The following is a 24,661-nucleotide window of genomic DNA, read 5'->3' as shown; positions in this document are numbered from 1 at the left end:
TCAGCCTTCCCAGCCGGCTTGGTAGAGCTTGCCGTGGGCTTTGTCCAATGCTGCGCGCACCACCGGCGAGTGCTGGTAGATGTCGACGAACCTGGCCAGGCGTGGGTCGTCTTTGCTTTGTGGGCGGATCACGAACTGGATCACGTATTCCTTGTTTTCCAGGCCGTCGAACAGCAATGCCGAGGTGGCATCGAAGGTGTTGGCCAGGCGGATGTAGGCCGGGTAGCCCTGCACCAGGTCGGCGTCATCGTAGGCGCGTACCAGTTGAACCGCCTCGACCTGCAGGATTTTCAGCTTTTTCGGGTTGGCGACGATGTCGTCTTCGGTGGCCTTGTAGCCAACGCCAGGCTTCAGGGTGATCAGCCCGGCCTTGGCCAGCAGTTGCAGGCCACGGCCGCTGTTGATCGGGTCGTTGGCGATGGCCACGCTGGCACCTTCAGGCAGTTCGGCAAAGCTTTTGTACTTTTTCGAATACAGGCCAACATTGTTGATGATGCCCGAGGCGTAAGGCACCAGGTTGAAGCCCGCAGCAGCCTTGGCGTTCTCCAGGAACGGGATGTGCTGGAAGTAGTTCACGTCGATGTCACCGCTGTTGAGGCTGACATTGGGCGCAATCCAGTCGCTGAATTCGATCAGCTTCACGTCCAGGCCCTGCTTGTGCGCTTCTTCCACTGCGGCTTCCAGCGGAATGGCAAAGGCCGAGGTGGTGCCGATCTTCAGCGGTTCGGCAGCCAGGGCGCTGGCGGAAAGGCCCAGGGTGAGGGCAATGGCCGCGACGGGCCGGAACAGTTTTTCAAGCATGGTGCAGGGCTCCAGTCGGGGCAGGGGTTGGGGTAAAGCGGTAGGTCGAGCCCGGGTGGTCGGCGGGCAAGTGCGGGTGATCGGCCTGGAACAGCTTTTCGCGCAGGGTGCCTTCGGCGTAAGCGGTCTTGTAGCGGCCACGCTGTTGCAACTGCGGGATGACCAGGTCGATGAAATCCTCGAAGCTTTCCGGGGTGACGGTGCGGGTCAGGTTGAAACCGTCCAGGCCGGTTTCGTCGAGCCACGCAATCAACTGCTCAGCCACCTGGTCAGGTGAGCCGACCAGGGTTACGTAGCGGCCGCCCAAGGCGTGCTGTTCAAGCAGGCGGCGGCGGGTCCAGGCGTTGTCTTGCAACTGGCGTGTGGCGGACTGGATGGCGTTGCCCTGGCTGAAACCAATCGGCTCGTCCAGCCCGTAGGCCGCAAAGTCGATGCCGGTGGATGCGGCGAAGTGTGCGACGCCGGCCTCGGGGCTTGCATGGCGCAGGTATTCGGCATGCTTGGCCTGGGCCGCTTGCTCGGTGGTGGCGACGATCACCGTGATGCCCATGAACACTTTGACCGCGTGCGGGTCGCGTCCGGCGGCCTGGGCTGCCGCGCGTACCTTGTCGACCTGGGCGCGGGTGGCGGCCTTGTCCTGGCCACTGATGAATACGCATTCGGCATGGTTGCCGGCGAAGGCCAGGCCACGCTGCGAACTGCCGGCCTGGAACAGTACCGGGGTGCGTTGCGGCGAGGGTTCGCTCAGGTGATAGCCCTCGACGTTGTAGAACTCGCCGTGGTGGCTGACCTTGCGCACCTTGTCGGGCTGGGCATAGACGCGCCGCTCCCGGTCTGCAACCACGGCGTCGTCGGCCCAGCTGCCTTCCAGCAGCTTGTACAGCACCTGCAGGTATTCGTCGGCCTGGTCGTAGCGGCGGTCATGCTCCGGTTGCTGCGCCAGGCCCATGGCCCGGGCGGCGCTGTCGAGGTAGCCGGTGACGATGTTCCAGCCTACCCGGCCATTGCTCAGGTGGTCGAGGGTGGAAAGGCGCCGGGCGAACAGGTACGGCGCTTCGTAGGTGAGGTTGGCCGTAAGGCCGAAACCCAGGTGGCGGGTGACCGCCGCCATGGCTGAAACCAGCAGCAACGGGTCGTTGACCGGCAGCTGGATCGACTCCTTGAGGGTGACGTCCAGCGACTGGCCGTAGATGTCGTAGGTGCCGACGATGTCGGCAATGAACAGCCCGTCGAACAGGCCGCGCTCCAGCAGGCGCGCCAGATCGGTCCAGTAGTCCAGGGTCTTGTACTGGGTCGAAGTGTCCCGTGGGTGGGTCCACAGGCCGTGGTTGATGTGCCCGATGCAGTTCATGTTGAAGGCATTGAGCAGAATCTGCTTGGCCATCAAATAGTCCCCCGGCGTGGCGGGTTGGCCTCGTTGAGGTAGTAGTTGCCGATGGCGTGGTACTTCCAGCGCACCGGGTCGTGCAGGGTGTGCACGCGGGCGTTGCGCCAGTGGCGGTCGAGGTTGTGTTCGGCCAGGGTGGCCTGGCTGCCGCCCAGTTCGAACAGGGCGGTACCGGCCGCAAGGGAAATTTCGGTGCTGATGGCCCGCGCTTCGGCCACGGCGATGGACGCGGCGGCCACGTTGTCGGCGCTGCTGTCGTCGCGGGCGCGGTCGAGGTATTCGCCGGCGCGCTCCAGCAGGGCCTCGGCGGCATGCAGGCGGATTGCCAGGTGGCCGAAGCTCTTCAGCGTCAGCGGGTCATCCGTGGCCTTGTCCAGGCCCGAGTCGACCCATGGGCGGCTGCGGGTGCGCACGAAGTGCAGGGCGTCTTCATAAGCGGCGCGGGCGATGCCGGTGTCGATGGCGGCATGGAGGATCTGCGCCAGCGGGCCGACCGGGGTGGGGCGCTCGAACGCGCTCTGGAACGGCACCACATCGGCGGCGCTGACATACACGTTGTCGAACACTACCGAACCGCTGCCGGTGGTGCGCTGGCCGAAACCGCTCCAGTCGTCGATCACCTGCAGGCCCTGGCTGTCGGCCGGGACGAAGGCCAGTTGCTGCACGCCTTGCTCATCAACGACCGAGGTAGGAATGCGCTGGGCGTAGATGGCGCCGGTGGAATAGAACTTGCGGCCGTTGATGCGAAAGCCATCGCCGTCACGGCTCAGGCGGGTGGTGCGTTCGTTGGCGGTTTTGGTACCCAGTTCGGCCAGGGCGTTGCCGAAACGGCGGCCGGCCAGTACTTCGGCGTACAGGCGCTGTTGCTGTTCGGGGGTGCCGTTTACCCGCAGCACTTCCAGGCCGTAGAAATGGTTTTGCGGGATTTGCCCGAGCGAGCCGTCGGCCTGGGCGATACGGGCGATGACCTTGGCCAGGGTGACGTTGGACACCCCGGCGCCGCCAAAGGCCTTGGGTACGCTGATGGCCCACAGGCCGGAGCGGGTGAACAGCTCCAGCTCAGCGTGGGGCAGGCGGCGCTCGCGGTCGCGCAGGGCGCTGTCGCGGCGCAGTTGTTGGGCGATGTCTTCAGCGACGGCCAGGGCTTGGGCGTCGCTGGTGATGATTGATATTGTCATGGTGTTCTCCGGGGCCCAGGGGCCGCTGTACGGCCCATTCGCGGGGCAAGCCCGCTCCCACAGGTACAGCGTTTATCTCTGGATTCGTGAGATATCTGTGGGAGCGGGCTTGCCCCGCGAATGGGCCGTACAGCGGCCCCCAAGGCCTAAAAATCAGATCCAGGAATGCCGCGCAGGCAGGGTGCCGTTGAGGTAGTAGGCGCCCACCGCGTGATACTTCCAGCGCACCGGGTCGTGCAGGGTGTGCACCCGGGCATTGCGCCAGTGGCGGTCGAGGTTGAACTCGGCAAGGGTGGCGCGGCTGCCGGCCAGTTCGAACAGCTTCTCGCTGGCCTGCAGGGCGATCTCGGTGGTCAGCACCTTGGCCTCGGCCACCGCAATCGAGGCCCGTGCCGCACTGGCTGCGTCAATGGGCGCAGCATTGACCTCGTCGAGTACCCGCGCGGCCTTGCGCAGCAGCGCTTCGGCGGCGTGCAGTTCGAGCTTCAGGCGGCCGATGTCGGCGATCACATAAGGGTCGTCACTGGCGCGGTCCACGTTGGCTTCGATCCACGGGCGGGATTTTTCGCGCACGAAAGTGATCGCATCATCGATCGCGGCTTCTGCGATCCCGGCGTCAATCGCAGCCTGGATCAGCTGCGACGCTGCGCCCTGGATGTTGGGGATGTCACGCTGGCGCCAGTTATCGATCACCAGCTCCGCGTCTACCGGCACCTCGTCCAGCAGCACAGTGCCGCTGGCGGTGGTGCGCTGGCCGAACCCGGACCAGTCATCGACGATGCGCAGCCCCGGGCTGCCACGGCGCACGAACGCCAGGCGCTGGCGGCCTTCCTCGTCGAGGGCTTTTACCGCCACCCAATGGGCGAACAGCGCGCCAGTGGAGTAGAACTTCTCGCCGCTGATGCGATAGCTGTCGCCGACCCGGGTTATCCGCGCCTTGAGGGTGAGGGTGTCCTTGGTACCGCGTTCGGGGCCGGCATTGCCGATGCGCCAGCCGTCGAGCACGCTGCGGAAAATCAGCGCCTGTTGCGCCTCGGTGGCCGTCAGGCGAATCAGTTGCAGCATGCCGAACTGGTTCTGCGGGATCTGCCCCAGCGCCGGGTCGGCGGCGCTGATCAGGCGGAATACTTCGGCTACGGTTTCGAACGACACGTCGGGGCCGCCGTGGGCCTTGGGTACGCTGATGCTGCCCAGGCCGCTGCGGGTGAACAGCTCGATCTCGGACCAGGGCAGTTTGCGTTGCTGGTCGCGGCGGGCAGCTTGCTCGCGGGCAGCCTCGGCCAGTTCGCGGGCCGCTTGCAGGGCCTCTGCGTCGTTGCGCAGTAACTTGGCCGGCAGCAGCAGGGGCGAGCTGTCGAGATCGCTGTGGAATTGGGTATTTGGCTGGCTGGACATCAGTACCGCTCCTTGGCTGCACTCAATGCCCTGGCGATACGCACTGGGGTGATTGTGATCCTGACCATTCCTGACCTCACAAAATAGTTGTGCCGCGACGCTGGTCGCGACAAATGTGTGCTGGTCCGGTGGTCCGGTTTATATACCCTAATGCTTTATAAAATGTTTATGAACTAACATTTTGGAATATATATAGAAGGAGGGATTTGTTACAGATGTGCCGGCCCTTTCGCGGGCACGCCCGCTCCCACAGGTACAGCGCAGGTCTCAAAACCGGTGCGATACCTGTGGGAGCGGGCGTGCCCGCGAAGAGGCCGGAACAGGTTTACTCGGAGGCAGCAGTCCCCAGGAACTTGCGCAGGAACTGCCGGGTACGCTCTTCTTTCGGCGCCGCAAACAGCGCCTTGGCTTCACCCTGCTCCACGATCACGCCCTTGTCGAAGAAGATCACCCGGTTCGCCACGTCCCGGGCAAAGCTCATTTCGTGGGTGACGATGATCATGGTGCGTTTTTCCTCGGCCAGGCCGCGGATGGTCGCCAGCACTTCACCCACCAGCTCCGGGTCCAGCGCCGAGGTGGGCTCGTCGAACAGGATAACCTCCGGTTCCATGGCCAGGGCGCGGGCGATGGCCACCCGTTGCTGCTGGCCGCCGGACAGGCGCCGTGGGTAGGCGTCTTCCTTGCCGGCCAAGCCGACCTTGGCCATCAACCGCCGGCCCAGCTCGATGGCCTGCTCGCGGGGCGTCTTCTTGACGATCACCGGCCCTTCGATCACGTTCTCAAGGGCGGTGCGGTGCGGGAACAGGTTGAAGTTCTGGAACACGAACCCGGCTTGCTGACGCAAGCGGCGTATCGCACTTTGCTGGCCACCCAGCGGGCGGTTGGCATCGATGCTGATGGCGCCGATCTTGATCTGCCCCGCATCGGGGGTTTCCAGCAGGTTCAGGCAGCGCAGGAAGGTGGTCTTGCCCGAGCCGCTAGGGCCGATGATGGCCACCACTTCGCCGGGCTGCACGGTCAGGTCGATGCCGTTGAGCACGGTCTGGCCCTTGAACCGCTTGGTCAGGCCTTTGACTTCAATCATGCTCATTGCTCCTGGTCATGCTGGTTGACCCGCGCTTCCATGCGGTTCTGGAAGTGCGCGAGGATGCTGCATAGCACCCAGTAGATGACCGCGACCGCCACGTACATGGTGAACACTTCGAAGGTGCGAGCGGTAATCAGCTGTGCCTGGCGGAACAGCTCGGGCACCTGGATGGTTGCCGCCAGGGCAGTGTCCTTGACCAGCGAGATGAAGCTGTTGCCCAGCGGGGGCAGGGCAGTGCGCAAGGCTTGTGGCAGGATCGCCCGTCGCATCGCCTGGACGCGGGTCATACCGATACTGGCTGCGGCTTCCCACTGGCCACGGTCGATCGAGGAGATCGCTGCGCGCAGGATCTCGCAGATGTAGGCCGCCATGTTCAGCGACAGGCCGATCAGCGAAGCCGGAATGGGGTCGAGTTCGATGCCGATCTGCGGCATGCCGAAATAGATCACGAACAGCTGCACCAGCAGCGGCGTGCCGCGGAAGAACGACACGTAGATCCGCGCCAGCCAGTTCAGCGGCAACACCTTCGACAGCCGCATCAGCGCCAGGGCAAAGCCCAGCAGCAGGCCAAAGAACATGCCGCCGACACTGAGCAGCACCGTATAACCCGCGCCCTTCAGCAGGAAGGGCGTGGAGTCGACAACGAGTTGCAGGCTTTCAGCAATCATTTGGTGACATCGGCACCGAAGTATTTTTCGGACAGCTTGGCCAGCGAGCCGTCAGCCTTGAGCTTGTCGATGGCCTTGTTGATTGCTGCCAGCAGCTCAGGCTCGCCCTTGCGCAGGGCCACGCCGCTTTCCAGGCGCGAGAAGGCATCGCCGGCAAGTTGGGTGTCCTTGGCTTTCTTGGCATATTCCAGTGCGGCCAGGCGGTCGATCAGGATGGCGTCGATGCGGCCGTTACGCAGGTCGGCGAATTTGCTCGGGTCATCGGAATACGTGCGCACATCAGCCGTCGGCACGTCCTGTCTCACCCATTGCTCATAGTTGGTGCCCAGGCCTACGCCGACTTTCTTGCCCGCCAGGTCTTGCGCACTATTGATGTTCAGGTCCTTGGCTTTCTTCGTCAGGATCAGAGCCTGGATGCCGGAAATGGTGTATGGCTCGGAGAAGTCATACTTTTTCTTACGCTCTTCGGAAATGGTCACCTGGTTGACTACCACGTCCAGGCGTTTGGACTCCAGCGCTGCAAGAATGCCATCCCACTGCGTTGGCTGCAGCTTGACCTTGACCCCCAATTCCTTCGCCAGCAACTCGGACAGCTCTACCTCGAAGCCGGCCAGTTTGCCGTTCTCGTCCACGAAACTGAACGGTGGGTATGTACCCTCCAGGCCAACGTTGATCACGCCTTTTTCCTGGATGGTTTTCAATTGCTCGCCGGCGAACGCCTGGCTGAGCAGGCCGGCGCCTAGCAACAGGGCCAGGCTGGCGTTGAGTAGCGGTTTGGCGAATTTCGACATGTCAGAGCCCCGCGCTTGTTGTGTAAGTAGTGAGGTGGCGACTATAGGGTTGGCTGCTTAGGCCAGGAAATACTAAAAAATTATTTTGTTATTTCTTTTTTGATTTTCGTCAGATGCTGGCTGCTTTGAGGGTAGGCGAGGTTACCCACTCCGTCATCGCGGCTTATGCCCGACTTAGCGCAGGATGGAATAAAGCGTTGTTTTTTCCAAGGGCCAGATTTGCCGTAGAGTGGATTGCAAGTAGGCAGGCCCGGCCTCTTCGCGGGCACGCCCGCTCCCACAGGTACTGCACAGGGCCTGATGTTTGCGCGGTCCCTGTGGGAGCGGGCGTGCCCGCGAAGAGGCCGGGCCTGGCGAGTAAAATTAGATGGCCTATACGGCAGGAGAAAACCGTGAGCGAACAACCTTCATCCGCGCATTGGCAGTTGCAGAGCATCGTCAGCGGCCTGCGCGGCGCCCGTGAGCAATGGCGCACCCGCAATGGCCGCAGTATTGGCGAGCAGGGCGGGCGCGAGCTGCCGTCGCGCGAGGCAATGCGGCAGATTCTGGAGCACCTGTGCGGGGCGCTGTTCCCGATGCGTCTGGGCCCGGTCGACCTGCGCGAAGAGAGTGAAGACTTCTACGTCGGCCATACCCTGGATGCTGCGCTGACTGCCTTGCTTGCCCAGACTCGCCTCGAACTGCGTTACGCGGCGCGGCAGAGCAACGCTGAGCTGGCCGGCGTCGATGCCCATGCGCTGAGCCTGGTGCAGGGCTTCGCCGCCGCGCTGCCAGACCTGCGCGTGCTGCTCGACACCGACGTACTGGCCGCCTATCACGGCGACCCGGCGGCGCGCAGCGTCGATGAAGTGTTGCTGTGCTACCCGGGCATTCTGGCGATCATTCATCACCGGCTGGCGCACCACCTGTATCAGGCCGGCCTGCCGCTGTTGGCGCGGATCAGTTCGGAGCTGGCGCATTCGGCCACCGGTATCGACATTCACCCCGGTGCGCAGATCGGCCCGAGTTTCTTCATCGACCACGGCACCGGCGTGGTCATCGGCGAAACCGCGATCATCGGCGAGCGCGTGCGTATCTACCAAGCGGTGACCCTGGGCGCCAAGCGCTTCCCCAGTGATGAGTCGGGGACTTTGCACAAAGGCCTGCCGCGCCATCCTATCGTCGAGGACGATGTGGTGATCTATGCCGGGGCCACGGTGCTGGGGCGTATTACCATCGGCAAAGGTTCGACCATTGGTGGCAATGTGTGGCTGACCCGCAGTGTGCCGGCTGAGAGCAACATCACCCAGGCCAACCTGCAGCTGGATTGCCAGGACAAGAATTGATCTAGCATTCGTATTGGCTGTTCCGGCCTCTTCGCGGGCTCGCCCGCTCCCACAGAGACCCCGCAAATCTTGAACCTTGTGCGGTACCTGTGGGAGCGGGCAAGCCCGCGAAGAGGCCAGTGCAGGAGCACGCCAATCAGCGCCCCAATTCGCATTGATATCCAATCCATGTTTAACTTGAACGCTTGTTCAATGAAAAACGCTGGTCCGCTGCCGGTGTTCAACAGGAGGATTCCTTTGCTGAACCCGTTCATTCCGAACCTCACGTCGTTCGACGAGGTGCACGCTTTATGAGTGCACCGAACCCTTCCGCCGCCAATGGCAAAATCCGCATGAACCCCCCGGTGTTCTATTTTGCGGCAAGTTTCATCCTCATCTTTGGCCTGGTGGTCATCTCCAACCCGCAAGCCGCAGGCGACTGGCTGCTGGCGGCGCAGAACTGGGCAGCCAACACGGTCGGCTGGTACTACATGTTGGCCATGACGCTGTACCTGGTCTTCGTGGTGGTCACCGCCTTGTCCGGCTACGGCAAGATCAAGCTCGGTGCCGACCACGACGAACCCGAGTTCAGTTACCTGTCGTGGGCCGGCATGCTGTTCGCCGCCGGTATCAGCATTACCTTGTTCTTCTTCTGCGTTTCCGAGCCGCTGACGCACATGTTGCAGCCGCCCCAGGGCGAAGCGGGCACGGCCGAGGCCGGGCGCCAGGCGATGCAGATCCTGTTCCTGCACTGGGGCCTGCATGGCTGGGGTGTATTCGCCTTCGTCGGCATGGCGCTGGCCTACTTCGCCTACCGCCATAATTTGCCGCTGGCCTTGCGTTCAGCGCTGTACCCATTGATCGGCAAACGCATCAATGGGCCGATCGGTTACGCAGTGGATGGCTTCGGCATCATCGCCACGGTGTTCGGCCTGGGTGCCGACATGGGCTTTGGCGTGTTGCACCTGAACGCCGGGCTGGACTACCTGTTCGGCATCAGCCACAGCCAGTGGGTGCAGGTGATCCTTATCACCCTGATGATGGGGGCGGCAGTGGCTGTGGCTGTTGCCGGGGTGGAGAAAGGTGTGCGGGTGATGAGCGACATCAACCTGTTCCTGGCCTGCGCGCTGCTGTTGTTCGTGCTGTTTGCCGGGCCTACCCAGCACCTGTTCAACACGCTGATCCAGAACCTGGGCGATTACCTGGGCGCGTTGCCACGCAAAAGCTTCGACGTGTATGCCTACGGTGAAAACCGCGACTGGCTGGGTGGCTGGACGGTGTTCTACTGGGCCTGGTGGATTGCCTGGGCGCCGTTCGTTGGCCTGTTCATCGCCCGTATCTCCCGCGGTCGCACCATCCGCGAGTTCGTCTTTGGCGTACTGCTGATTCCGCTGGGCTTTACCCTGGCGTGGATGTCGATCTTCGGCAACAGCGCGCTGGACCAGGTCATCAATCACGGCATGACCGCGCTGGGCCAGTCGGCACTGGATAACCCGTCGATGAGCCTGTACCTGCTGCTGGAAACCTACCCGTGGAGCAAGGCGGTGATCGCCACCACGGTGTTCATCAGCTTCGTGTTCTTCGTGACCTCCGCCGACTCGGGCACCGTGGTGCTGTCGACGCTGTCGGCCAAGGGCGGTGACGCAGACGAGGACGGGCCGAACTGGCTGCGCATCTTCTGGGGCGCGATGACTGCGCTTATCACCAGCGCACTGTTGTTCGCGGGCAGCATCGATTCGCTGAAGTCGGCTGTAGTGCTGACCTCGTTGCCGTTCTCGCTGATTCTGCTGTGCATGATGTGGGGGCTGCACAAGGCGTTCTATCTGGAGTCGCAGCGGCAGATCGCGCAGATGCACTCGCTGGCCCCGTTCGCCCAGTCACGCCGCGGCCGCGGCGGCTGGCGCCAGCGCCTGAGCCAGGCGGTGCACTTCCCGTCGCGTGATGAGGTGTACCGCTTCATGGACGATGTGGTGCGCCCGGCGATTGCCGATGTGCGTGAAGTGTTCGAGCAGAAGGGCCTGGTGCTGATTACCCAGGACGACCCGAGTCACGACAACGTCAGCCTGAAGATTGGCCATGGCGAGGAACAGCCGTTCATTTACCAGGTGCAGATGCGTGGTTACTTCACGCCATCGTTCGCTCTGGGTGGGCTGGGTACGCAGGAGCTGAAGAACCGCCGCTACTACCGGGCCGAGGTGCACCTGAGCGAAGGTAGCCAGAATTATGACCTGGTGGGCTATAGCAAGGAGCAGATCATCAACGACATCCTCGACCAGTACGAGCGGCACATGCAGTACCTGCATCTGGTCCGCTGACCAGGCTCTCCTGTCCTGGCCTCTTCGCGGGCTTGCCCGCTCCCACAGGTACGGCACCAGTTTCGAAACCTGTGTTGTACCTGTGGGAGCGGGCAAGCCCGCGAAGAGGCCGGCACAGGCAACAACTAAAAGGGCGCATCCCCCAGGATGGTCGCCCGATGCATCACCCGCCGGTTCGGCCGGTAATCATCGACGGCAAAGTGCTGGGTCACGCGGTTGTCCCAGAACGCTACGTCATTCTCCTGCCAGCGCCAGCGAATGCTGAACTCCGGCCGCGTCGCATGGGCGAACAGCAACCTCAGCAGCGCATCGCTTTCCAACTCGCTCAGTTCATTGAAGCGTGTGGTGAACCCCTCATTGACGAACAACGCCTTGCGCCCGCTCACCGGATGCGTGCGTACCACCGGGTGCGACAGCGGCGGGTTGTTGCGCCGCGTCGCCTCCCAGCGCGCCAGGTCCTCGGGCGTGGTACCAAAGCGCTCCAGCGGGAACGACTTGGTGAAGTCGTGGGTGGCGGTCAACCCGTCAAGCATATCGCGCAGTGGCGCCGACAAGGCTTCGAAGGCCGCAATGCCGCTGGCCCACAGGGTATCGCCACCGTAGGCTGGCAACTGCTTGGCGCTGAGCACCGCGCCCAGTGCCGGGGTCGGCAAAAAGGTCACGTCGGTGTGCCACACGGCGTTGTCGCGTACATCGGTGACGGCGGTGTCGAGCACCAGCACCTGCGGGGTTTCCGGCACGTTGGGGTAGATCGGGTGGATGTGCAGGTCGCCGAAACGGGCAGCAAAACGGGCCTGCTGCTCGGGGTTGATCGGCTGGTCGCGGAAGAACAGCACCTGGTGCTGCAGCAGTGCCTGTTCGATGGCGTCGCGCTGCTCGGCGGTGATGTCGCGGCTGATATCCACGCCGCTGATCTGGGCGCCGAGCGCCGGGCTGAGGGGGGTGATGGTCAGGCTCATGTCGGTCTCTTTATCAGGCGCCGATGTGTCGGCGTGGTCAGTCGGTTTCAGTGGCTCTGCCCGTGCCAAGGCACCAGCTTGCGTTGCAGGGCACGCAGGCTCATTTCCAGGGCGAAGGCGATCAGGGCAATCAGCAGGATGCCCAGCACCACCACATCGGTGACCAGAAACTGCGCCGCCGACTGCACCATGAAGCCCAGGCCACTGGTGGCGGCGATCAGCTCGGCGGCTACCAGCGTCGACCAGCCGACCCCCAGGCCAATGCGCACGCCCGTAAGGATGTCGGGCAACGCACTGGGCAGGATCACATGGCGGATCAACTGGGCCTTGGTCGCACCCAGCGACTGCGCCGCACGTAGCTTGGTCGGGTCGACCGTGCGCACGCCGGTGGCGGTGGCAATGGCGATCGGGGCGAAGATCGCCAGGTAGATCAGCAGCACCTTCGACAGCTCGCCGATGCCGCACCAGATGACGATCAGCGGCAGGTAGGCCAGCGGCGGGATAGGCCGGTAGAACTCGATCAGCGGGTCGAGGATGCCCCGCGCCACGCGGTTGTAGCCGATGGCGATGCCGACCGGGATGGCGGTCAGGGTTGCGGCTATCAGCGCCAGGCCGATACGGCCCAGGCTTGCGCCCAGGTGCTGCCACAGGCTGGCGTCCATGTAGCCTTGGGTGAGCAGGGTCCAGGCCCTGGCCAGGATATCGCCGGGCGAAGGCAGGAACAGCGGCTCGATCCAGCCGGCGGCGGTCACCAGCCACCAGACCAATAGCAGGGAGCCAAGTGTCAGCGTGCTGATCCAGCGGGTAGACAGTGGCCGGCGCAGCTTGGCGGCTGGCCGGGTTTGGGCGTTATGTTTGCCGGTTACCGGCAGGTCCAGGCTGCTCATGCGCGCTCCTGCAGGCTTTGGCGTTGGGAGAACACCCGCGCCAGCACATGCTCGCGGGTTTCGATAAAGGCGGGGTCGGACTTGATCGCCCGGGCCGATTCGCCAGCGGCATAGCGCTGGCCGAAGTCCAGTTGCAGGCGTTCCACTACGCGCCCCGGGTTGGGCGCCAGCAGTACCAGCTCGCTGGCAAGGAACACCGCTTCTTCGATGTCGTGGGTAATCAGGAACACCGGCTTGGCAGTGCGCTGCCAGACCTGCAGCAGCAGCTCCTGCATCTGTTCGCGGGTAAATGCGTCGAGGGCGCCGAACGGTTCGTCCATCAGCAATACGCGAGGGTCGGCCGCCAGTGCGCGGGCCAGGCCTACGCGCTGCTTCTGGCCACCAGACAATTGCCAGATGCGCCGCTCGCCGAAGCCATCGAGGTCGACCAGTGTGAGCATTTCACGGGCTTTGGCCTCACGCTGGGCGCGGGGCACGCCGGCCAGTTCGAGGCCGAAGGCGACATTGCCCAGCACGTTTTGCCATGGCAGCAGGGCATCGTCCTGGAACACCACGCCGCGCTCGGCACCGGGGCCTTGCACCGGTACGCCGTCGAGGGTGATGCGCCCGCCGCTGGGGGCGACAAAGCCGGCGATCAGGTTCAGCAGCGAGGTCTTGCCGCTGCCGGAAGGCCCCAAGGCCACCAGTAACTGGCGCGGCCCCAGGCTCAGGTTGATGTCGGCCAGCACCGGGGTGCTGGCGCCAGGGTACTGTGCGCTGATGCGCTCCAGTTCGAGCAAGGCCATGACGGGCTCCGGATCAGTTTGGAAGGAACTTGGCGCTGACGTACGGCGAGTAGTCCGGCAGTACGGCGTCGACCTTGCCTTGCTGCTTGAGGAAGTTGGCCGTGTCGGTCAGTGCCTGGGTGGTCGGCGCGCCCAGGGCGTTGGCCTGGTCTGCGGCCAGTGGGTAGACGTTGCCTTCCAGCAGTACCGGGATGTCGCTGGCCTTGGCGCCAGACAGCTTCACCAGCTTGTCTACGTTGCCCTTGTCGGCCAGCCAGGCTTTCGGGTCTTTACGATAGTCGGCGTAGGCATCGAGGGTGACCTTGGCAAAGGCCTTGACCACCTCAGGGTGCTTCTCGGCGAAGTCCTTGCGCACAATCCAGGCATCGAACGTGGGTGCGCCTTTCTTGGCCAGCTCGCCCGAGGTGATCAGCACCTTGCCGTTTTCCTTGGCCACGCCCAAGGCGGGGTCCCAAACGTAGGTGGCATCAATGTCGCCGCGCTTCCAGGCGGCAATGATGGCCGGCGGCGCCAGGTTGAGGATCTGTACCTTGGACGGGTCGATGTTCCAGCTTTTCAGGGCAGCCAGGAGGCTGTAGTGGCCTGTGGATACAAACGGCACGGCGACCTTCTTGCCGATCAGGTCTTGCGGGGTCTTGATGCTGTCGCGGGCGACCAGCGCTTCACCGGCGCCAATCTGGGTGGCGATGAGGAAGGTTTCAACCGGCAGCTTGCGGGTGGCGGCAGCGGCCAGAGGGCTGGAACCCAGGTAGCCGATTTGCACGTCGCCGCTGGCTACTGCAGTGATCACGTCTGCGCCGTTATCGAATTTGCGCCAGTCGATGCTGGCCTTGCTGGCCTTTTCATAGTCACCATCGACCTGGGCCACTTTGGCCGGGTCGACGGTGGTCTGGTAGGCCACGGTCAGGTCGGCGGCCTGGGCAAACCAGCTGGTGCCAGCGAGGGTCAGGGCGGCGAACAGGCGCAGCGGAGCGTGCGGGATCATGGTGAACCTCTCGTCAGGCAATCGGGGTGATAGATGGCGAGAAGACTAAATGATCTAATAATTTACAAATAAATAACTTTTTTGCATTAGCTTAGGAGCCAAATGCTTTAAGCCCAAAGGCGCAATGTGAGGTAACCCTGCTCGGTGGCGGAATCAGGCTTGCCTGCTAGGCTATTTCGTCCCTATAGATCGAAACGGAATTAGGTTATGAGCAAACGTTTGCAAATAACCAAAAGCTATTAGAGGCGTGCCAGCTACAACCTATTGCAGTAAAGGTTCCAACCATATTCCGTAAAAATCTTACCAATTCACAAAACGGTCATTTTGGATTTATAGGATTGTCATTATCCTGTAGCGCAGGTGGCGTCTTAGACCAAAGTCGCGAAACGTTTAGAAACGATTGACTTGATGGTCACACTTTGGGACTAAATCGCCAATCCACGGTGAGCGGGGCAACAGACCCCTCCGCCAGAGATGCACAAAAATTAGAACGTAGAGGAGCAAAACATGTACAAGTCCAGCCTGGCCGTGGCCGTGGCACTGGGGGTTTTCGCCCAAACAGCAGGCGCTGCCGGTTTCGTTGAAGACAGCAAACTGTCGCTCAGCTCGCGCACCATGTACTTCAACAACGACAACCGTGATGGCGGTGCCGACAACCGTGAGTCGGGTCAGGGCTTCAAGCTCGACTACATCTCCGGCTTCACCGAAGGCACCGTTGGTTTCGGTGTTGATGCCCAAGCCCTGTGGGGTATCCACCTGGATGGTGGCCGTGGCAAGCACCCAGACAACAGCAGCTTCTTCCCAAGCGACAGCGACGGCTCGGCTGCAAGCCAGTGGGCTCGCGTTGGCGCCAACGCCAAGGCACGCTTCTCGAAGACCGAAGTTCACTACGGTAGCGCCCTGGCGCCGAACCTGCCGATCCTCGTCTCCAACGATGGCCGTCTGCTGCCGCAAACCTTCGAGGGTGGCACCATCCAGTCGAAGGAAATCGACAACCTGACCGTCAACGCCGGTCAGCTGACCCACGCCATGGGCCGTGCTTCGAGCAACCGTACCGGTCTGTCGGTAGCCGGTGCTACCCAGGACAGCAACAAGTTCCGTTACGGCGGCCTGGACTACAAGCTCACCCCGGACCTGACCCTGCAGTACTACTACTCGAACCTGGAAGACTTCTACAAGCAGCACTTCCTGGGCGCGACCCACGTGTTCAAGATCGCTGACGACCAGTCGTTCAAGACCGACCTGCGCTACTTCGACAGCAGCAGCGACGGCAAGAACGGTGAGGCCGGCTACCGCTTCAGCAACAACGGCGGCTATGCCAAGAACACTGGTGAGGTCGACAACAAGACCTGGTCCGCGATGTTCACCTACACCCTGGGTGGCCACTCGCTGATGCTCGGCCACCAGCGCGTCAATGACGACGGTGGTTTCGTCTGGCTGAACCAGGGCAACGTGGTTGACGGCAACGGCCGCAACGAAGGCGCCGGCGGTTCCAGCTTCTACCTGTTCACCGACAGCATGATCAACCAGTTCGCCAAGGCCGGTGAAAACACCACCTTCGGTCAGTACGCCTACGACTTCGCCCGCCTGGGCGTTCCGGGCCTGAAAGCTTCGGTTGCCTACCTGAAAGGTGAAGACGGCAAGAACGCCAACGGCAACGGTACCTTCAGCGAATGGGAACGTGACGCTCGCGTCGACTACGTTATCCAGGAAGGCACCTTCAAGGGCCTGGGCGCCAGCCTGCGTCACGGTGTATACCGCGGCACCGGCACCAGCTCGCTGGCCGACCAGGATCAGACCCGTCTGATCTTCAACTACACTTACAACTTCCTGTAAGCCGTAGCTGAACAAGAAGCCTCGCCTGGTGCGAGGCTTTTTTGTGCCTGCAAATTCGTATGCGTTATGGTTATAAATAAATCGTTATTTATTCTTTTTGTTTTTAACCGAATGCAGGCACATTGAACCCATACGGTACAGAACCCAGCCAAGGAGCCGCAGCCCATGAGCCTCAAACTCGGCGATATCGCCCCCGATTTCGAACAGGATTCCAGCGAAGGCAAAATCCGCTTCCACGAGTGGCTGGGCAACAGCTGGGGGGTGTTGTTCTCCCACCCGGCCGACTTCACCCCGGTGTGCACCACCGAGCTGGGGCTGACTGCCAAGCTCAAGGACGATTTCGCCAAGCGCGGAGTCAAGGCCATCGCCCTGTCGGTAGATCCGGTCGACTCGCACCATAAGTGGATCGAGGACATCAACGAAACCCAGAACACCGTGGTCAACTTCCCGATCATTGCCGATGCCGATCGCAAGGTGTCCGACCTGTACGACCTGATCCACCCGAATGCCAGCGACACCCTCACCGTGCGCTCGCTGTTCGTCATCGACCCGAACAAGAAGGTGCGCCTGACCATCACCTATCCGGCCAGTACCGGGCGCAACTTCAACGAAATTCTGCGGGTGATCGACTCGCTGCAGCTGACCGACAACCACAAGGTCGCCACACCAGGTAACTGGCAGGACGGTGACGAAGTGGTGATCGTGCCTTCGTTGAAGGACGAGGAAGAGATCAAGCAGCGCTTCCCCAAAGGTTACCGGGCGGTCAAACCCTATCTGCGGCTTACCCCTCAGCCCAATCGTTAATGGATTCCTCGTTGCATTGCTCTTAGCCAAGCAGGGATTTTCGGGCCGTTTCGACGGCCCTTTTTTATGCCTGCAGAAACCTCATGCGCTTCTTCGCGGGCGCGCCCGCTCCCACAGGAATAGCGCAAATCTCAAGCTTTGTGCGGTCACTGTGGGAGCGGGCGTGCCCGCGAATAGGGCCTTGAAGCTAAAAACAAAAATGGAATAACCAAATGAAAAAATATGATTTCTAGATATATGCGGTGGCTGTTAATGTCACTCCCAACAGAACACAAGGAAGCGCTGCAATGCTGGTCGTCTCAATCGGTGGTAGCCCAAGTCCCCGTTCACGCTCCGGCGTGTTGCTGGAGCGTTCGCGCCAGTGGCTGCAGAACCAAGGCGTCGAGGTAGTGACCTTCCAGGTACGTGACTTCCCCGCCGAAGACTTGCTCCACGCCCGTTTCGACAGCCCGCATGTGCAGCACTTCCAGCAGCTGGTAGCCCAGGCCGATGGCCTGATCGTTTCCACCCCGGTGTACAAGGCGTCGTTTGCCGGTGCGCTGAAAACCTTGCTCGACCTGCTGCCTGAGCGCGCCCTGGCACACAAGATCGTGTTGCCAATCGCCACCGGCGGCAGCATCGCCCACATGCTGGCGGTGGATTACGCATTGAAACCCGTGCTGTCGGCACTCAAGGCCCAAGAGACCCTGCAAGGGATCTTCGCCGACGACAGCCAGGTGGCTTACGCAGAGGGCACGAAGCCCGCGCAATTGGTACCGGCGCTGGAAGAACGCTTGCTGGACTCGCTGGAAACCTTCCACGTTGCCTTGGCCCGCCGGCCACGCCCCGTGGCCCCCGGCGTACTGAATGAACGCCTGATCAGCGCTCGCTGGAGCATCTGACCGGCACAACCCGCTTTACCACCTTACTCGCCCGACAACGAGGCAAGCAGGTGCAACCCGAACCTCATTCGCACAGGAGAGCGCCATGCGCACAGTCTTCTTGCGTCGCGGTCTGGTCGCCCTGTTTGCGGCGGCTGTGTCCTTCGGCGCCATCACCCAAGCCCAGGCCGAGAGCCTGCGCATCGGTTACCAGAAATACGGCACCCTGGTGCTGCTCAAAGCCAAAGGCACGCTGGAGAAGCGCCTGGCCGAGCAGGGCGTACAGGTGCAGTGGACCGAATTTCCCGGCGGCCCGCAGCTGCTTGAAGGGCTGAACGTCGGCTCCATCGATTTTGGCGTTACCGGCGAAACCCCGCCCGTATTCGCCCAGGCCGCTGGCGCCGATCTGCTCTACGTGGCCTACGAGCCGCCAGCACCGCACAGCGAGGCGATCCTGGTGCCGAAGGGCTCGCCGATCCAGTCGGTGAAAGACCTCAAGGGCAAGAAAGTCGTCCTCAACAAAGGTTCCAACGTGCACTACCTGCTGGTCCGCGCCCTGGAAGACGCCGGCCTCAAGTACACCGACATCCAGCCCGTCTACCTGCCACCGGCCGACGCCCGCGCCGCCTTTGAGCGTGGCAGCGTCGATGCCTGGGTGATCTGGGACCCGTACCAGGCAGCCGCCGAACAGCAGCTGCAGGCGCGTACCCTGCGTGACGGCAAGGGCCTGGTCGACAACCACCAGTTCTACCTCGCCACCCGCAACTACGCGACTCAGCACCCGGCGGTGATCAACACCGTGATCGAGGAAGTGCGCGCCGTGGGCGAGTGGTCCCAGGCCAACCCGCAGGAGGTGACCGACCAGGTTGCACCGCTGCTCGGCCTGCCCGCCGACATCACCCTGACCTCGGTCAAGCGCCAAGGCTACGGTGCTGCACCGCTGACCCCCGAGGTCGTGGCCGCACAACAGAAAATCGCCGACACCTTCCAGGCGCTCAAGCTGATACCCAAGCCGCTGAGCATCAAGGACGTGATCTGGACACCCCCGGCCAAGGTCGCTAGCGCGCCTTGATTGATTCGCCTGTGCCGGGGCGCCGCCCTGGCTGAGCCACCCTTGAGGAGACAACTCCAATGAGCCTTAACATTTTCTGGTTCCTTCCCACGCACGGTGACGGTAAGTACCTGGGCACGTCTGATGGCGCGCGCGCCGTTGACCATGGCTACCTTCAGCAGATCGCCCAGGCGGCCGACCGCCTCGGCTTTGGTGGCGTGCTGATCCCCACCGGGCGCTCCTGCGAGGATTCCTGGCTGGTGGCAGCGTCGCTGATCCCCGTGACCCAGCACCTGAAATTCCTGGTTGCCCTGCGCCCAGGCATCATTTCGCCAACCGTGGCTGCACGCCAGGCAGCGACCCTGGACCGCCTGTCCAATGGCCGTGCGCTGTTCAACCTGGTGACCGGTGGCGACCCGGACGAACTGGCCGGTGATGGCCTGCACCTGAACCACCAGGAGCGCTACGAAGCTTCGGTCGAGTTCACCCGTATCTGGCGCAAGGTGCTGGAAGGTGAAAACGTCGATTACGACGGCAAGCACATCCAGGTGAAGGGCGCCAAGCTGCTCTACCCGCCAATTCAGCAACCACGCCCGCCGCTGTATTTCGGTGGTTCGTCCGAGGCCGCTCAGGATCTGGCCGCCGAACAGGTCGAGTTGTACCTGACCTGGGGCGAGCCACCGGCAGCCGTTGCCGAGAAGATCGCCCAAGTGCGCGAAAAAGCCGCTGCTCAGGGCCGTGAAGTACGCTTCGGTATCCGCCTGCATGTGATTGTGCGGGAAACCAACGAAGAAGCCTGGGCCGCCGCCGACCGCCTGATCTCGCACCTGGATGATGACACCATCACCCGTGCCCAGGCCTCGCTGGCGCGCTTCGACTCGGTGGGCCAACAGCGCATGGCTGCCCTGCACGGCGGCAACCGCGACAACCTGGAAGTCAGCCCCAACCTGTGGGCAGGCGTCGGCCTGGTCCGTGGCGGCGCCGGCACCGCACTGGTGGGCGATGGCCCGACTGTCGCAGCGCGGGTGAAGGAGTATGCCGAGCTGGGGATCGATACCTTCATCTTCTCGGGTTATCCACACCTGGAAGAGTCGTATCGCGTTGCCGAGCTGCTGTTCCCGCATATTGACGTAAATCGCCCTGAGCAGCCCAAGAGTGGGGGTTACGTAAGCCCGTTCGGCGAGATGGTGGCCAACGACATCCTGCCCAAGTCCGTGTCGCAGAGCTGAGGGCCGGGTCATGAGTCGTGCATCTTCTTCCACCCTGGCCCAGCGCCTGGCGCCGTGGGCGCTGCCGGTGCTGCTGTTGGCCGCCTGGCAGCTCGCGGTCAGCGCGGGTTGGCTGTCGACGCGCATCCTGCCGGCACCTAGCGCAGTGGTAAGCGCCGGTGTCGAGCTAGTGCGCAGCGGCGATATCTGGACCCACCTGGCCATCAGTGGCTGGCGTGCCGGGCTGGGCTTCGTCATTGGTGGCAGCATCGGCCTGGTGCTGGGCTTCATCACCGGCCTGTCGAACTGGGGCGAACGCCTTCTCGACAGCTCGGTGCAGATGATCCGAAACGTGCCGCACCTGGCGCTGATTCCGCTGGTGATCCTGTGGTTCGGCATCGACGAGTCGGCAAAGATCTTTCTGGTCGCGTTGGGCACCCTGTTCCCGATTTACCTGAACACCTACCACGGTATTCGCAACGTCGACCCGCAACTGGTCGAGATGGCGCGCAGCTACGGCTTGTCCGGCTTCAGCCTGTTCCGCCAGGTGATCCTGCCGGGTGCGCTGCCGTCGATCCTGGTGGGCGTGCGCTTTGCCCTGGGCTTTATGTGGCTGACGCTGATCGTTGCCGAAACCATTTCGGCCAACGCCGGCATCGGTTACCTGGCGATGAACGCCCGTGAATTCCTGCAGACCGACGTGGTGGTATTGGCCATCGTCCTGTATGCCGTGCTCGGCAAGCTCGCCGACCTCGCCGCCCGCGGCCTGGAACGTGTGTGGCTGCGCTGGCACCCGGCCTACCAAGTGGCCAAGAAGGAGGGCGCATGACCGTGCTCAAGGAACAGCCGCCACGCCTGTTGCGTGGCATCCCGCTGGCCTCCAACGGCCTGCGTAAAGCCTTTGGCCAACGCGAAGTGTTGAAGGGCATCGACCTGCACATTCCGGCCGGCCAGTTCGTTGCCATCGTCGGCCGCAGTGGCTGCGGCAAAAGCACCCTGCTGCGTCTGCTGGCCGGGCTTGACCAGCCTACTGCCGGGCAACTGGTTGCCGGGGCTGCGCCGCTGGAAGAGGCCCGTGAAGAAACCCGCCTGATGTTCCAGGACGCACGCCTGCTGCCATGGAAGAAGGTGATCGACAACGTAGGGCTGGGCCTCTCGGGCGATTGGCGCCCACGTGCGCTGGAAGCGCTGGATGCGGTTGGCCTGGCCGACCGCGCCAATGAATGGCCGGCAGCCCTCTCGGGTGGCCAGAAGCAGCGTGTGGCATTGGCCCGTGCGCTGATTCACCAACCGCGCCTGCTGCTGCTGGATGAGCCGTTGGGTGCGCTGGATGCATTGACCCGTATCGAAATGCAGCAACTGATCGAACGCCTGTGGCGTCAGCACGGATTCACGGTGCTGCTGGTCACCCACGATGTCAGCGAGGCGGTCGCCGTGGCTGACCGGGTGATCCTGATCGAGGACGGCGAGGTCGGGCTCGACCTCACTGTCGACCTGGCAAGGCCCCGGGCGCGTGGTTCGCATCGCCTGGCTGCGCTGGAAAGCGAAGTGCTCAACCGTGTTCTGTCGGCCCCGGGCACTGCGCCCGAGCCGGACCCTGTAGCCCCTCTGCCCACGCAACTGCGTTGGGCGCACTGATTGACTCACTTACCCGACTGAAGCCATAGAGAAGGAATTACATCATGACTATCAAAGCTATCAACGTCCGTAACCAGTTCAAAGGCACCGTGAAAGAAATCCTCGAAGGCCCGGTACTGTCGGAAATCGACGTGCAGACCGCCTCTGGCATCGTGACTTCGGTCATCACCACCCGCTCGGTCAAAGAGCTGGAACTGCAGGTGGGCAGCGAAGTGATTGCCTTCGTGAAGTCGACTGAAGTGTCTATCGCCAAGCTGTGATGACAGTGGTCAATGGGGCTGCTTTGCAGCCCTTCGCGGCGGTTCGGCGCCCCGACATGCACGCTCCCACAGGTACTTTGCAGGCTTCAGAGTTTGCACGGACCCTGTGGGAGCGGGCGAGTCGGGGCGCCGAACCGCCGCGAAGGGCCGCAACGCGGCCCCAATAATTTCAGCTGGAACGCTTGGCCAGAAACGGCGGCAGGTACAACCCCAGATACGCCTCGAACACCCGCTTGCCTTCCTCGGCCATGCGCGGGCTGATCGCTTCGTGCAACTGCACCGACCGCGCATACACCCGGTCGCTCAGCTCCATCGCCAGGGCAAACACATCCACATCCCGCGGCATCACCGGCAGGTGAAAGTGCTGGTCGAACAGCTTGTGCATCAGGTCGCCCAGCTCCATGTCGTGCTGCCGATCGGCCTGCACCACTTCGCTCAGGCCGTGCTGGGCCAGAATCAGCTGCCGCGCCGCCGCATCTTCGTTGTAGATATCCAGCATGCGCTGCTCGATCAGCCGTGACAGTTGGTGCCAGGTGCTGAACGCGCTGCTGTCGAACGGTGCGCTCAGGGCTTCGCGAAATGCCCGGTGCACATCGGCCGTCAGCGCTTCCAGCAAGGCCGGCACGCTGGCGAAGAAGTGATACACCGATGACGGTGGAATCTGCGCCCTCTCGGCCACGCTGTAGATGGAAAGCGCCGCCACCCCTTGTTCGGCCAGCAGCTCACGCGCAGCCGCCAGGATGGCTTCGATCCTGGCCTGGCTGCTGGCGCGCGGCTTGCGCGGGGTGGCGGTGCGGTTCATCAGTTGCTGATCGCCAGGATGCTGGCCTGGTAGGCGCCGACGAACAGGTCGAAGTCACCGACTTCCTCTTGCTCCAGCTCGGACTGCCTGGCCAGTGACTCACGGGCCAGCGATTCGAAAGCCTGTTGCTGTTCGTTGCTTAGCGGTTGCTCGCGGAACGTGTCGGCGTGGATGCGGCTTTGGCGCAGCGAGAACGCGATGAAGCTCTCGTCATGCTCGGTCATGCGTGCCAGTACCTGGGCCGACGGGGTCAGCTCCGGGTCATCGACTTTGGCCTGTTGGGCACGCAGAGCCTGCGCGTGCTCGTCGCCACCCTGTGCCCGGTCGAGCAGCTCGGCCATCTGGCCGATACGGGCAATAAGCTCGCTGGCCCAGTCCTTCAGGCTGACAGGCTGGCCATTGCGCTGCAGCGAGAGCCCAGGGCGACGGCCTTCTTTCACCACCGTCAGGAAGTTGTTGGTGCACTGGCCGCATTCGCCGTTGTCCAGCTGTGGGCTGTCATCCAGCGCGCAGAGCAACAGGAATGCATCGAGGAAGCGTGCCTCGGTCAGGTCGATGCCTACCGGCAGGAACGGGTTGATGTCCAGGCAACGCACTTCTACATACTGCACGCCGCGTGAAGTCAGGGCCTGAATTGGCCGTTCGCCGGTGTAGGTGACCCGCTTGGGGCGGATGTTCGAGTAGTACTCGTTCTCGATCTGCAGAATGTTGGTGTTCAGCTGCACCCACTCGCCGTCCACGTGCGTACCGACTTCAACATAAGGCGGGTAGGGCGTGCCAACGGCCTTGCGCAGGCTGTCGGTGTAGCTGGCCAGGTCGTTGTAGCACGGCGTGAGGCCGGCCTGGGCATTGCTCTGGTAGCCGAGGTCGCTCATGCGCAGGCTGGTGGCATAGGGCAGGTACAGGGTTTCGGCGTCCAGTTCTTCGAGCTGGTGCGGGCGGCCACGCAGGAAGCCTTTGTCCAGGGCTGGCGAGGCGCCGAACAGGTACATCAGCAGCCAGCTGTAACGGCGGAAGTTACGGATCAGGGCGATGTAGGCCGACGACTGGTAGTCGCGGTCGTCTTCAGTGCTGCCTTCGGCTTCGCGCAGCAAAGGCCACAGCGCTTCGGGCAGCGAGAAGTTGTAATGGATACCGGCGATGCACTGCATGGTGCGGCCGTAGCGCAGGGCCAGGCCCTTGCGGTAGACGTGTTTGAGCTTGCCGATGTTCGAGTTGCCGTACTCGGCGATCGGGATGTCCTCCTCGGCCGGCAGCGTGCACGGCATCGACGGGCTCCACAGGTATTCGTCGCCCAGCTTGCTGTAGACGAAACGGTGGGTCTGTTCGAGGCTTTCGAGCACTTTGGCCGGGTCGGGCAGGGCCGGGGTGATGAACTCCAGCAGCGACTCGGAATAATCGGTGGTGATCTGCTCGTTGGTCAGCGCCGATCCCAGCGCTTGCGGGTGAGGGGTCTGAGCCAGGCGACCTTCGTCGGTCACGCGCAGACATTCGCGCTCAATGCCGTGCAGGCACTGCTTGAGCAGGGGAAGATTGGCGCCGAGCAGGCTCAGGCGGCGGTTGAGGAGGTCGCTCAAGATGTATTCCTTCACGCGTCAGTCGCCCCAATATGGGGGTGGAGATAACGGTCTACAAGGGTAGGAAGAAAGGAACTGGCGTT

The 24,661-nt window shown here is 62.8% G+C and carries 23 protein-coding genes; 10 read left to right on the top strand and 13 right to left on the bottom strand.

All coding sequences use genetic code 11. From position 1 onward, the window contains the following. The 7 genes from P0Y58_01170 to tcyJ all read right to left on the bottom strand — a co-directional run bounded on the left by P0Y58_01170 (position 1) and on the right by tcyJ (position 7,307). Positions 1 to 801, bottom strand: a complete 801-nt coding sequence (locus tag P0Y58_01170) for a MetQ/NlpA family ABC transporter substrate-binding protein (protein WEK30830.1) — start codon at positions 799 to 801, stop codon at positions 1 to 3. After that, positions 794 to 2,185, bottom strand: coding sequence for an LLM class flavin-dependent oxidoreductase (locus tag P0Y58_01165; GenBank protein WEK30829.1), 1,392 nt, complete (start codon positions 2,183 to 2,185; stop codon positions 794 to 796). The genes P0Y58_01170 and P0Y58_01165 overlap by 8 nt, the downstream gene beginning before the upstream one ends. Further along, the gene (locus P0Y58_01160) at positions 2,185 to 3,366 is read right to left on the bottom strand and encodes an SfnB family sulfur acquisition oxidoreductase (GenBank protein ID WEK30828.1); all 1,182 of its coding nucleotides are present in this window, start codon (positions 3,364 to 3,366) and stop codon (positions 2,185 to 2,187) included. Before P0Y58_01160 ends, P0Y58_01165 begins: the two co-directional genes overlap by 1 nt. A gap of 153 nt (positions 3,367 to 3,519) precedes the next feature. After that, a complete protein-coding gene (locus tag P0Y58_01155; GenBank protein WEK30827.1) occupies positions 3,520 to 4,761 on the bottom strand; it encodes an SfnB family sulfur acquisition oxidoreductase in 1,242 nt (413 codons plus the stop codon). Between the two features lie 325 nt (positions 4,762 to 5,086). After that, positions 5,087 to 5,845 carry an L-cystine ABC transporter ATP-binding protein YecC gene (yecC, locus tag P0Y58_01150; GenBank protein WEK30826.1) on the bottom strand — a complete coding sequence of 253 codons (759 nt, stop codon included), beginning with the start codon at positions 5,843 to 5,845 and terminating at the stop codon, positions 5,087 to 5,089. Between the two features lie 2 nt (positions 5,846 to 5,847). Next, entirely contained in the window at positions 5,848 to 6,516 is a 669-nt protein-coding gene (tcyL, locus tag P0Y58_01145; GenBank protein ID WEK30825.1) for a cystine ABC transporter permease, read from the bottom strand. After that, complete coding sequence (gene tcyJ / locus P0Y58_01140; GenBank protein ID WEK30824.1) at positions 6,513 to 7,307, bottom strand: cystine ABC transporter substrate-binding protein; 795 nt, start codon at positions 7,305 to 7,307, stop codon at positions 6,513 to 6,515. Before tcyJ ends, tcyL begins: the two co-directional genes overlap by 4 nt. 392 nt (positions 7,308 to 7,699) lie before the next feature. Between tcyJ and P0Y58_01135 the strand changes: the two genes are divergently transcribed. Next, the gene (locus P0Y58_01135; protein ID WEK30823.1) at positions 7,700 to 8,632 is read left to right on the top strand and encodes a serine acetyltransferase; all 933 of its coding nucleotides are present in this window, start codon (positions 7,700 to 7,702) and stop codon (positions 8,630 to 8,632) included. A 290-nt stretch (positions 8,633 to 8,922) separates the two neighbouring features. Further along, positions 8,923 to 10,926, top strand: coding sequence for a choline transporter BetT (gene betT / locus P0Y58_01130; GenBank protein ID WEK30822.1), 2,004 nt, complete (start codon positions 8,923 to 8,925; stop codon positions 10,924 to 10,926). A 125-nt stretch (positions 10,927 to 11,051) separates the two neighbouring features. On the opposite strand, the gene tauD is transcribed toward betT, so the two are convergent. From tauD to tauA, 4 genes are read right to left on the bottom strand one after another with little or no spacing between them, the layout of a single operon-like run. Then, the gene (tauD, locus tag P0Y58_01125) at positions 11,052 to 11,885 is read right to left on the bottom strand and encodes a taurine dioxygenase (GenBank protein ID WEK30821.1); all 834 of its coding nucleotides are present in this window, start codon (positions 11,883 to 11,885) and stop codon (positions 11,052 to 11,054) included. Between the two features lie 47 nt (positions 11,886 to 11,932). Next, positions 11,933 to 12,772: a taurine ABC transporter permease TauC gene (gene tauC / locus P0Y58_01120; GenBank protein WEK30820.1), complete on the bottom strand. Its 840-nt coding sequence runs from the start codon at positions 12,770 to 12,772 to the stop codon at positions 11,933 to 11,935. Further along, positions 12,769 to 13,557: a taurine ABC transporter ATP-binding subunit gene (gene tauB / locus P0Y58_01115; GenBank protein ID WEK30819.1), complete on the bottom strand. Its 789-nt coding sequence runs from the start codon at positions 13,555 to 13,557 to the stop codon at positions 12,769 to 12,771. Before tauB ends, tauC begins: the two co-directional genes overlap by 4 nt. A gap of 13 nt (positions 13,558 to 13,570) precedes the next feature. Further along, positions 13,571 to 14,542 (bottom strand): taurine ABC transporter substrate-binding protein, encoded by a 972-nt coding sequence (tauA, locus tag P0Y58_01110; GenBank protein WEK30818.1) that lies wholly within the window; start codon positions 14,540 to 14,542, stop codon positions 13,571 to 13,573. 507 nt (positions 14,543 to 15,049) lie between these two features. Between tauA and P0Y58_01105 the strand changes: the two genes are divergently transcribed. From P0Y58_01105 to P0Y58_01070, 8 genes are all read left to right on the top strand, one after another. Continuing rightward, positions 15,050 to 16,378 carry an OprD family porin gene (locus P0Y58_01105; GenBank protein ID WEK30817.1) on the top strand — a complete coding sequence of 443 codons (1,329 nt, stop codon included), beginning with the start codon at positions 15,050 to 15,052 and terminating at the stop codon, positions 16,376 to 16,378. A 165-nt stretch (positions 16,379 to 16,543) separates the two neighbouring features. Continuing rightward, positions 16,544 to 17,182: a peroxiredoxin gene (locus P0Y58_01100; GenBank protein WEK30816.1), complete on the top strand. Its 639-nt coding sequence runs from the start codon at positions 16,544 to 16,546 to the stop codon at positions 17,180 to 17,182. A 287-nt stretch (positions 17,183 to 17,469) separates the two neighbouring features. Continuing rightward, complete coding sequence (gene ssuE / locus P0Y58_01095; protein ID WEK30815.1) at positions 17,470 to 18,063, top strand: NADPH-dependent FMN reductase; 594 nt, start codon at positions 17,470 to 17,472, stop codon at positions 18,061 to 18,063. Between the two features lie 85 nt (positions 18,064 to 18,148). Further along, entirely contained in the window at positions 18,149 to 19,114 is a 966-nt protein-coding gene (locus P0Y58_01090; protein ID WEK30814.1) for a sulfonate ABC transporter substrate-binding protein, read from the top strand. Between the two features lie 59 nt (positions 19,115 to 19,173). Then, positions 19,174 to 20,322, top strand: coding sequence for an FMNH2-dependent alkanesulfonate monooxygenase (gene ssuD / locus P0Y58_01085; protein WEK30813.1), 1,149 nt, complete (start codon positions 19,174 to 19,176; stop codon positions 20,320 to 20,322). 10 nt (positions 20,323 to 20,332) lie between these two features. After that, entirely contained in the window at positions 20,333 to 21,130 is a 798-nt protein-coding gene (gene ssuC / locus P0Y58_01080; protein ID WEK30812.1) for an aliphatic sulfonate ABC transporter permease SsuC, read from the top strand. Beyond that, positions 21,127 to 21,939, top strand: a complete 813-nt coding sequence (ssuB, locus tag P0Y58_01075; GenBank protein WEK30811.1) for an aliphatic sulfonates ABC transporter ATP-binding protein — start codon at positions 21,127 to 21,129, stop codon at positions 21,937 to 21,939. The genes ssuC and ssuB overlap by 4 nt, the downstream gene beginning before the upstream one ends. A 44-nt stretch (positions 21,940 to 21,983) precedes the next feature. Then, positions 21,984 to 22,199, top strand: coding sequence for a molybdopterin-binding protein (locus P0Y58_01070; protein ID WEK30810.1), 216 nt, complete (start codon positions 21,984 to 21,986; stop codon positions 22,197 to 22,199). A gap of 169 nt (positions 22,200 to 22,368) precedes the next feature. Here the strand turns inward: P0Y58_01070 and P0Y58_01065 are convergent, their stop codons facing one another. Beyond that, positions 22,369 to 23,001 carry a TetR/AcrR family transcriptional regulator gene (locus P0Y58_01065; protein WEK30809.1) on the bottom strand — a complete coding sequence of 211 codons (633 nt, stop codon included), beginning with the start codon at positions 22,999 to 23,001 and terminating at the stop codon, positions 22,369 to 22,371. Beyond that, the gene (gene gshA / locus P0Y58_01060; GenBank protein WEK30808.1) at positions 23,001 to 24,578 is read right to left on the bottom strand and encodes a glutamate--cysteine ligase; all 1,578 of its coding nucleotides are present in this window, start codon (positions 24,576 to 24,578) and stop codon (positions 23,001 to 23,003) included. The genes P0Y58_01065 and gshA overlap by 1 nt, the downstream gene beginning before the upstream one ends. Between the last annotated feature and the right edge of the window lie 83 nt (positions 24,579 to 24,661).

The sequence above is a fragment of the Candidatus Pseudomonas phytovorans genome (assembly GCA_029202525.1).
GTDB lineage: Bacteria > Pseudomonadota > Gammaproteobacteria > Pseudomonadales > Pseudomonadaceae > Aquipseudomonas > Aquipseudomonas phytovorans.
This window is presented reverse-complemented; position numbering and strand designations above follow the sequence as displayed.

Excerpts from the sequence above, each read along its gene's own strand:
- P0Y58_01170 (WEK30830.1), bottom strand. The coding sequence starts at position 801 with ATGCTTGAAAAACTGTTCCGGCCCGTCGCGGCCATTGCCCTCACCCTG.
- P0Y58_01165 (WEK30829.1), bottom strand. The coding sequence starts at position 2,185 with ATGGCCAAGCAGATTCTGCTCAATGCCTTCAACATGAACTGCATCGGG.
- P0Y58_01160 (WEK30828.1), bottom strand. The coding sequence starts at position 3,366 with ATGACAATATCAATCATCACCAGCGACGCCCAAGCCCTGGCCGTCGCT.
- P0Y58_01155 (WEK30827.1), bottom strand. The coding sequence starts at position 4,761 with ATGTCCAGCCAGCCAAATACCCAATTCCACAGCGATCTCGACAGCTCG.
- yecC (WEK30826.1), bottom strand. The coding sequence starts at position 5,845 with ATGATTGAAGTCAAAGGCCTGACCAAGCGGTTCAAGGGCCAGACCGTG.
- tcyL (WEK30825.1), bottom strand. The coding sequence starts at position 6,516 with ATGATTGCTGAAAGCCTGCAACTCGTTGTCGACTCCACGCCCTTCCTG.
- tcyJ (WEK30824.1), bottom strand. The coding sequence starts at position 7,307 with ATGTCGAAATTCGCCAAACCGCTACTCAACGCCAGCCTGGCCCTGTTG.
- betT (WEK30822.1), top strand. The coding sequence starts at position 8,923 with ATGAGTGCACCGAACCCTTCCGCCGCCAATGGCAAAATCCGCATGAAC.
- tauD (WEK30821.1), bottom strand. The coding sequence starts at position 11,885 with ATGAGCCTGACCATCACCCCCCTCAGCCCGGCGCTCGGCGCCCAGATC.
- tauC (WEK30820.1), bottom strand. The coding sequence starts at position 12,772 with ATGAGCAGCCTGGACCTGCCGGTAACCGGCAAACATAACGCCCAAACC.
- tauB (WEK30819.1), bottom strand. The coding sequence starts at position 13,557 with ATGGCCTTGCTCGAACTGGAGCGCATCAGCGCACAGTACCCTGGCGCC.
- tauA (WEK30818.1), bottom strand. The coding sequence starts at position 14,542 with ATGATCCCGCACGCTCCGCTGCGCCTGTTCGCCGCCCTGACCCTCGCT.
- P0Y58_01105 (WEK30817.1), top strand. The coding sequence starts at position 15,050 with ATGTACAAGTCCAGCCTGGCCGTGGCCGTGGCACTGGGGGTTTTCGCC.
- P0Y58_01100 (WEK30816.1), top strand. The coding sequence starts at position 16,544 with ATGAGCCTCAAACTCGGCGATATCGCCCCCGATTTCGAACAGGATTCC.
- ssuE (WEK30815.1), top strand. The coding sequence starts at position 17,470 with ATGCTGGTCGTCTCAATCGGTGGTAGCCCAAGTCCCCGTTCACGCTCC.
- P0Y58_01090 (WEK30814.1), top strand. The coding sequence starts at position 18,149 with ATGCGCACAGTCTTCTTGCGTCGCGGTCTGGTCGCCCTGTTTGCGGCG.
- ssuD (WEK30813.1), top strand. The coding sequence starts at position 19,174 with ATGAGCCTTAACATTTTCTGGTTCCTTCCCACGCACGGTGACGGTAAG.
- ssuC (WEK30812.1), top strand. The coding sequence starts at position 20,333 with ATGAGTCGTGCATCTTCTTCCACCCTGGCCCAGCGCCTGGCGCCGTGG.
- ssuB (WEK30811.1), top strand. The coding sequence starts at position 21,127 with ATGACCGTGCTCAAGGAACAGCCGCCACGCCTGTTGCGTGGCATCCCG.
- P0Y58_01070 (WEK30810.1), top strand. The coding sequence starts at position 21,984 with ATGACTATCAAAGCTATCAACGTCCGTAACCAGTTCAAAGGCACCGTG.
- P0Y58_01065 (WEK30809.1), bottom strand. The coding sequence starts at position 23,001 with ATGAACCGCACCGCCACCCCGCGCAAGCCGCGCGCCAGCAGCCAGGCC.